Here is a 7372-nt window from a genome sequence, read left to right on the forward strand (position 1 = left end):
AGTTAAGGAGTTATGTAGTAAAGGAGTTAAGACGAATGACTTACCTGCATATTGTGTGGTTTGTGTGCCTGGTTTATTTGGTAAACACAATGATTTGTGCAGGTCATTCGTCTTAACTCCTTTACTACATAACTCCTTAACTTCTGTCAAATAAATGAACAAATGACAAGAGAAGAAGCATATTCACGGTTCGAGGAGCTCGACCGTAAGGCTTCGCAGGGTGGCGGAGTCGCAAAGATAGAGAAACAACACGCCGCAGGGCACATGACTGCGCGCGAACGCATTGAAGCGTTGCTCGACAAGGGCACGTTCTGCGAGACCGACAAGCTGGTGAACCACCGCTGTACGCGCTTCGGGATGGAGAAGAAACAGATACCGGGCGACGGCGTAGTGTGCGGTTACGGAAAGATAGACGGCCGACTGGTGTTCGTCTATGCCTACGACTTTACGGTGCACGGTGGCTCGCTAAGCGAGACTAATGCCGCAAAGATTGTAAAGGTACAGCAGCAGGCCTTGAAGTGCGGAGCGCCCATAATCGGACTTAACGACTCGGGCGGGGCACGCATCCAGGAGGGCATTTGCAGCCTTGCGGGATACGCGTCGATATTCTACCAGAACACCATGGCGTCAGGAGTGATACCCCAGCTTACGGCCATTCTCGGCCCGTGCGCGGGCGGAGCGTGCTACTCTCCGGCGCTGACCGACTTTATTTTCATGGTTAACGAGAAGAGCCACATGTTCATAACAGGCCCCGACGTGGTAAAGGCTGTGACTAACGAGGTGGTTGACAAGGAGGAACTTGGCGGCGCATACACGCACAGCACGAAGAGCGGAGTGGCTCACTTCATGTTCAACACCGAGGAGGAAACACTCATGCAGATGCGCGAACTGCTGAGTTTCCTGCCGTCGAACAACATGGAGGACGCGCCAATCGTACCCTGCACGGACGACGTGAACCGTACCGTGGAGAGCCTGCAGACCGTCATCCCCGAAGACCCCAACCAGCCTTACGACATAAAGGACGTTATCGAGCCTATCGTTGACGACAACTACTTCTTCGAGGTAATGCCGCATTTTGCAAAGAACGTGGTCATCGGCTTCGCCCGCCTTGGCGGCCAGACGGTGGGCATCATAGCCAACCAGCCCGCCTTCCTTGCCGGCGTTCTCGACATCAACGCTTCCGACAAGGCGGCACGATTCATCCGCTTCTGCGACTGCTTCAACATCCCTCTCGTGACGATTGAGGACGTTCCGGGCTTCCTGCCGGGCACGGCACAAGAGCACGAGGGCATTATCCGCCACGGCGCGAAGATTGTCTACGCATACGCCGAGGCCACAGTGCCGAAGATTACGCTTATCACACGCAAGGCATACGGCGGCGCGTACATCGTGATGGCAAGCAAGAACATCGGTGCCGACGTAAACCTGGCATGGCCGCAGGCCGAACTTGCCGTGATGGGTGCCGCCGGAGCGGTGAACATTCTGTACCGCAAAGCAAGCGACGAGGAGAAGGCCGAGGCCGTAAAAGAGTACGAAGAGGAGTTCTCTAACCCGTACCGTGCAGCCGAGCGCGGCCTCGTTGACGAGATAATAATGCCCCGCGACACCCGCTCAAGGCTGATAAAGGCACTTGAGATGGCACGCAACAAAAACCAGAGCAACCCGCCCAAGAAGCATGGCAACATGCCTCTGTAACCAACGGACGATATAATACGCAAGCGGAGACCGGACTATCCGGTCTCCGCTTGCGTGTTTTTATACACATGGTCAATGCCCTGCACCGACACGGCATTAAGCCTAATCAACCACAACACACGCTGCGACATAATACAATCGCATAAAAACCGTAACCCAAACAGCTTTATTTGATTACAATCGCTCTTATTTACGGCGTACATATCACAATTCTTTAATCATTTCACCAACGCTTACTTACAAACTAAAAGGCCGTCTTCAGCATTGCCAAAGACGGCATATCGGAGGCCCAAAGACGGCCTTTTGCAAGCTCGGAAGCCGTCTTTTAATCGAGAATTGATAGTTGATAAAGCCATAGTTCCCCATTCCCGGCTCTCAATTCTCGATTGAATAAAGTCATTGGCGCATAAAAAACGCGCTACAACTCTTCACGAGCTGCAGCGCATTAAAAATATGTTTAACTAAAAAACCTTTTCGATTCGAAAGGTAACCTCACGGTCCCCTTTGTCATCCTAAATAATCATGAAAACTTTACCTTAAACTAATACTATTTACTAACCTAAACAATTTATTAACCTTTTGACGATGCAAAGATACAACGAATCCGCATTCCACGCAATACTTTCAAGTGTGTTTTTGTCATCTTATGCGCTTTTCTTGATGCAAATCAATAAATTGTGTGCGCAAACAGTATTTAAAATGCCCCATAATTTGGAAAAATGCGTAATTTGTTTTACTTTTGTGTTCACTTAGACAAAATACATTATCGACAATGCGGGTGCTTATAGTAAACACGAGCGAACGGACCGGCGGGGCGGCGGTGGCGGCCAACCGCCTGATGGAGGCGCTGAACAACAACGGCGTGAAAGCTAAAATGATGGTGCGCGACAAGGACACCGACAGCCTGACCGTAGCCGACGTGGGCGGCGGACTGAGGTCGAAGTGGCACTTCCTTTGGGAGCGCTGGTGCATATTCTGCCACCTGCACTTCTCCCGTGAACACCTTTTCGAGGTCGACATAGCCAATACCGGCTCTGACATCACCGGCCTGAGGGAGTTTAAGGAGGCCGACATCATCCACCTGCATTGGATAAACCAAGGCATGCTCTCGCTCAACGGCATAAGGAAAATACTCGACTCGGGCAAACCGGTAGTGTGGACCATGCACGACATGTGGCCCGCCACGGCCATCTGCCACCTCACACTGGGCTGCCGAAAGTTCACCGAAAGCTGCTCGCACTGCCCGCTCATGCCACGCAAAAGCCCTTTCGGCGACCTCGCACGCAAGGTTTGGCGGCGCAAAATGCGCATAATGCGCACGCACGGCAGAGTGATATTCGTGACGTGCAGCCGCTGGCTTGCCTCCGACGCGAAGCGCAGCAAACTGCTCGAGGGCAACAAAATAATGAGCATACCCAACCCGCTTGACACAAGAACGTTCTGCCCCGGCGACAAGGAGGAGGCCCGGCGCGTGCTCGGACTGCCACAGGGGCGGCGCCTCATACTGGCAGTAGCCCAGCGGGTGTCCAACGTCAACAAAGGCATGTCTTACCTTATAGAGGCCTGCCGCACGCTGGCACGGCTCAACCCGTCACTGGTCGGCAACCTCGGCGTTGTAATGCTGGGAGGCAGCGGAGAGGAAGTGGCCTCCAGTTTCGACGTGCCCGCATATCCGTTAGGCTACAGCACTGACGTTGACAAGATAGTAGCCGCCTACCGCGCGGCCGACCTGTTCGTCACGCCTTCACTGTCCGAGAACCTGCCAAACACCATCATGGAAGCCATGGCCTGCGGCATACCGTGCGTAGGATTCAACACTGGTGGCATACCGGAGATGATAGACCACCGCAAGAACGGCTACGTAGCGGCGTACAAAGACGCCGAAGACCTGGCCAGGGGAATATCATGGGCACTGTCAGAGGCCGACTATGACGGGCTCGCGCGCAACGCCGTGCGCAAGGTTTCGACGACATACTCCCAGCAAAGCGTGGCCTTGCGATATATAGAAGTGTACAACCAAGCCATAGCCTTCAGGCATTACAAGCTATGATCAAGTTCTCGATAGTCACCATTACCTACAATGCCGCCACCGTACTGACGCGCACCACGGACAGCGTTTTAGCGCAGACGTACCCCAACGTTGAGCATATAATAGTTGACGGAGCGTCAAATGACGGCACCGCCGACATGGCCACGGACTATAAACGGCAGTCGGACGCCTCGACGAACGGCCATGAAGTACGAGTGATATCAGAGCCAGACAAGGGCCTGTACGACGCCATGAACAAGGGACTTACCCTCGCAACGGGCGACTATGTGTGCTTTCTTAACGCCGGAGACTTCTTCCCCGACGGTTCCACACTATCCACAATACACGCCAACGCGCGCCTTGCCGAACGGCAGGAGGCCGGCGAAGGGCTGCCGGCCGTGCTCTACGGCGACACCGACTGGGTGGATAACGACGGCAGATACATAAGCCGCCGCCGCCTCACCCCACCCGAGACACTTACGTGGAGGTCGTTCATGAAAGGCATGCTCGTGTGCCACCAGGCGTTCTACGCACGCACCGACATAGCCCGCAGGACGCCTTACGACCTGCGTTACCGCTTCTCTGCCGACGTTGACTGGTGCATACGGATAATGAAGGAAGCCAGAAAAATGGAGCTGCCGCTGGTAAACGTACATGCCACCGTAGCCGACTACCAGCGCGAAGGGCAGTCGACCGAGAACCATCGGGCCTCGCTTCTCGAACGGTTCGACATCATGAAGCGCCACTACGGGCTGCCGGCCACGCTGGCGATGCACGCCTGGTTCGTAATAAGAGCCGTACTGAAACCTGAGAAAAAAGCATGAGCCAACATACTAAATGCAGTCGGGAATACGGCGACTTGTAAAGATTTATTTCGCGTTTTATGATTAAATAACTAAAATATTACCGACGAACACCCGTTTTACGGCTATCTTTGCAGTTGACACCACTATGTTACAACCAATAGGAAAGGTATGCAGATGAAAAAGTTTATTGTCAGCTTGACGCTGCTCGGGCTTGTAAGCATAGGCTCGATGGCGTTTATCAACAACGTCGACGACAACCCGCCGTCGCGCCGCCAGGCAAGAACGTACGACCGTAATACCGACGATGCGTACCGCAACGACGGTTACCGCCATCATCGCAGAGGCGGATGTTGCGGACAGGGCGACCGCCGCGACGACCGCAGACGATATGAATGCTGCGACGTTCAGTACGATTGCGGGGCATGCCACGACAACCGCTGCACGGTGGAAGACTGCCACCGTAACGGCAATTTGTGCGGGCAGTGTGCCGAATGGTGCGACAACCATCGCAACCACGGTCATCGCCACTGCCGTTAACAACGGCATGTACGCCAGGCGGAACGTAAGGGTTGGCGCAAGACTCCAGATTACACGGACGGGGATTAACGGACAAGGGAACGGCCACACATGGCTAAACACCTGTCCGCTAATCCCCGTTTAACGTACGGAGCAAAGCCTACGCGACATCAAGAGCGCGCAAAACGACAGGCGGCTGTCAGCTCACGCTGGCAGCCGCCTTGACAATTTATTGACTTTAACAATTATGAGTATCTTAAGATTTGGCCCGGACGTATGCGCATACGCTTGGTAATGTGGTTGAGCTTACACAGCTTGTCGACCGTAGTACCGCGCTTCTTGGCGATAGAACTGAGCGTCTCGCCGCGCTTAACCTTATGATAGCGAACGTCGCCCGAGTTGCTTGAAGAAGCCTTGCGGGCCTTGCTTGAGCTGTCGCTGTCGTCAGCCTGGGCCATATCGCCTGCATCCTTGCCGCGTGCCTTGTTGGCAAGAACAGACTCGCTCTCGTATGAATCCTTGTGGAACATGTACGTGTCACCGGTTACGTCCTGGTTCCTGAAGTCGAACATCAGCGCCGGGTTAAGGGCCACGCCGCACAGACGGGTCTCGAAGTGCAGGTGCGAACCAGTGCTTCGGCCGGTGTTTCCACCCAGACCTATCGGCTCGCCGGCCTTCACTACCTGGTTTTCCTCAACCAAATGCTTCGACATATGGCCGTAGATTGTCTCCAGACCGTTGTAGTGACGGATAACAACGTAGTTACCGTAGCCCCTCGCCTCGTATTTCACAATCCTTACTTTTCCGCTGAAAGCGGCACGTATCGTGTCGCCGATATATACCTTTACGTCAATGCCCTTATGCATGCGCCCCCAGCGGCGGCCGAAGTTAGAAGTGATGACTTTGCTCGTCGTGGGCATGCAGAAGTCTCTGAGGTTGATTAAGAAAGAATCGGGAAGTTCCGTGGCGCGGTGAGCGTACTTGTTGCTCCATTCCTTATATAATTGGGCCGATGGTGAGCCTACTTGTTCCTTCTCGATAAGATTGCGCAGCGCAAGGGTGTCCACTGCCTTCATTTTCCTGTCTATCGGGGCTTGTCGTGCCAAAAGGTCCTGGGCTGAGGCCGTTGCAGCCGTCATTGTCAATATGGCCGTAATCGCGAATGTCTTTATTCTTCTTTTTAAATGCATGGTCTTTAGGTCATTGATTAAGATTGCACACCGGCAAATGTCGGCGCAAGGGGTCGGAGTGTTCCACAAATATGAAAATCCGAAGTTTTATAAAAACGTTGCAAAGATAATAAAAAATGTCAGAAGTTGTATTTTGTATTAACAACTTTATTGACCTTTTAACAAAGTGAACACCCTATCACTTGCATGGCCGGAGGCCATCACTTGCGCCACATTACATATCGCTTCGTAACCCACTGACACTCAGAAACATTATAAAAGGCCGCCTTTCGGCTTGCGAAAGACGGCCTTTTAGGGTGCGACTGACGGCCTTTTGGAAAGCAAAAGACCGTCAATCGCAAAACGTCCAAAAATCGGATGAATAAAGGTTTACGATATGGCGCCGAAATAAACGTTACTCTTGCGAAGTGCCTTTAGCCTTTGCCACATGACTGAATATTCGCTCTTGGAGCATGTCGGGTCGCTGTCCACTATCTTTGCGGCCTCGTCGCGCGCCATCTGTATCAGCTGTCCGTCCTTAGCCACGTTGGCAATCTTCAGGTCGAAGGCTATTCCGCTCTGCTGCGTTCCCTCCAGGTCGCCTGGCCCGCGCAGCTTCAGGTCGGCATCGGCAATGCGGAAACCGTCGTTTGTTTCGCACATTATATCAAGCCTCTTGCGCGTATCGTTGCTCAGTTTGCGCTTGCTCACGAGTATGCAGAACGACTGGTCGGCGCCGCGTCCCACCCTCCCGCGCAGCTGGTGCAGCTGCGACAGGCCGAAACGCTCGGCGTTGATTATTACCATGATGGTGGCGTTAGGCACGTTGACGCCCACCTCTATTACCGTCGTGGCGACAAGTATCTGCGTCTCGCCGCTTACGAAGCGCCGCATCTCCTCCTCCTTTTCGGCCGGCTTCATTTTGCCGTGCACCTTGCCGAGCCTGTACTCAGGAAAGGCCTCACGCAGTTGCTCGTATCCCTCCTCAAGGTTCTTCAGGTCTATCTTCTCGCTCTCCTTAATCAGCGGATACACGATGTAGGCCTGGCGCCCCTCTGAAACCTGTCTCCTTATACCCGCGTACAGGCTCGTCATCTGGTCGTCATACTTGTGCAGCGTGGTTATGGGCTTGCGGCCCGGAGGCAGCTCGTCGATTT

Annotated in this window: 6 protein-coding genes; 4 read left to right on the top strand and 2 right to left on the bottom strand. The window is 53.7% G+C overall.

Annotated elements, in window-relative coordinates; translation table 11 throughout:
* Nucleotides 1-162 precede the first annotated feature (162 nt).
* The 4 genes from H6A34_RS12780 to H6A34_RS12795 all read left to right on the top strand — a co-directional run bounded on the left by H6A34_RS12780 (nucleotide 163) and on the right by H6A34_RS12795 (nucleotide 5067).
* Nucleotides 163-1695: an acyl-CoA carboxylase subunit beta gene (locus tag H6A34_RS12780; RefSeq protein ID WP_205105830.1), complete on the top strand. Its 1533-nt coding sequence runs from the start codon at nucleotides 163-165 to the stop codon at nucleotides 1693-1695.
* 772 nt (nucleotides 1696-2467) lie between these two features.
* Nucleotides 2468-3745 carry a glycosyltransferase family 4 protein gene (locus H6A34_RS12785; RefSeq protein WP_205105831.1) on the top strand — a complete coding sequence of 426 codons (1278 nt, stop codon included), beginning with the start codon at nucleotides 2468-2470 and terminating at the stop codon, nucleotides 3743-3745.
* A complete protein-coding gene (locus H6A34_RS12790; protein ID WP_205105832.1) occupies nucleotides 3742-4548 on the top strand; it encodes a glycosyltransferase family 2 protein in 807 nt (268 codons plus the stop codon). The genes H6A34_RS12785 and H6A34_RS12790 overlap by 4 nt, the downstream gene beginning before the upstream one ends.
* Before the next feature lie 156 nt (nucleotides 4549-4704).
* Complete coding sequence (locus tag H6A34_RS12795; RefSeq protein WP_205105833.1) at nucleotides 4705-5067, top strand: hypothetical protein; 363 nt, start codon at nucleotides 4705-4707, stop codon at nucleotides 5065-5067.
* Nucleotides 5068-5291: 224 nt separating this feature from the next.
* Here H6A34_RS12795 and H6A34_RS12800 read toward each other — a convergent pair whose 3' ends face one another.
* Both H6A34_RS12800 and H6A34_RS12805 read right to left on the bottom strand, forming a co-directional pair.
* Nucleotides 5292-6236, bottom strand: a complete 945-nt coding sequence (locus H6A34_RS12800) for a peptidoglycan DD-metalloendopeptidase family protein (protein ID WP_205105834.1) — start codon at nucleotides 6234-6236, stop codon at nucleotides 5292-5294.
* 369 nt (nucleotides 6237-6605) lie between these two features.
* Nucleotides 6606-7372: helicase-related protein (locus H6A34_RS12805; protein WP_262896360.1), on the bottom strand; the 767-nt coding region annotated here is incomplete at its 5' end.

It is taken from the genome of Marseilla massiliensis, from assembly GCF_016899855.1.
Classification (GTDB): domain Bacteria; phylum Bacteroidota; class Bacteroidia; order Bacteroidales; family Bacteroidaceae; genus Prevotella.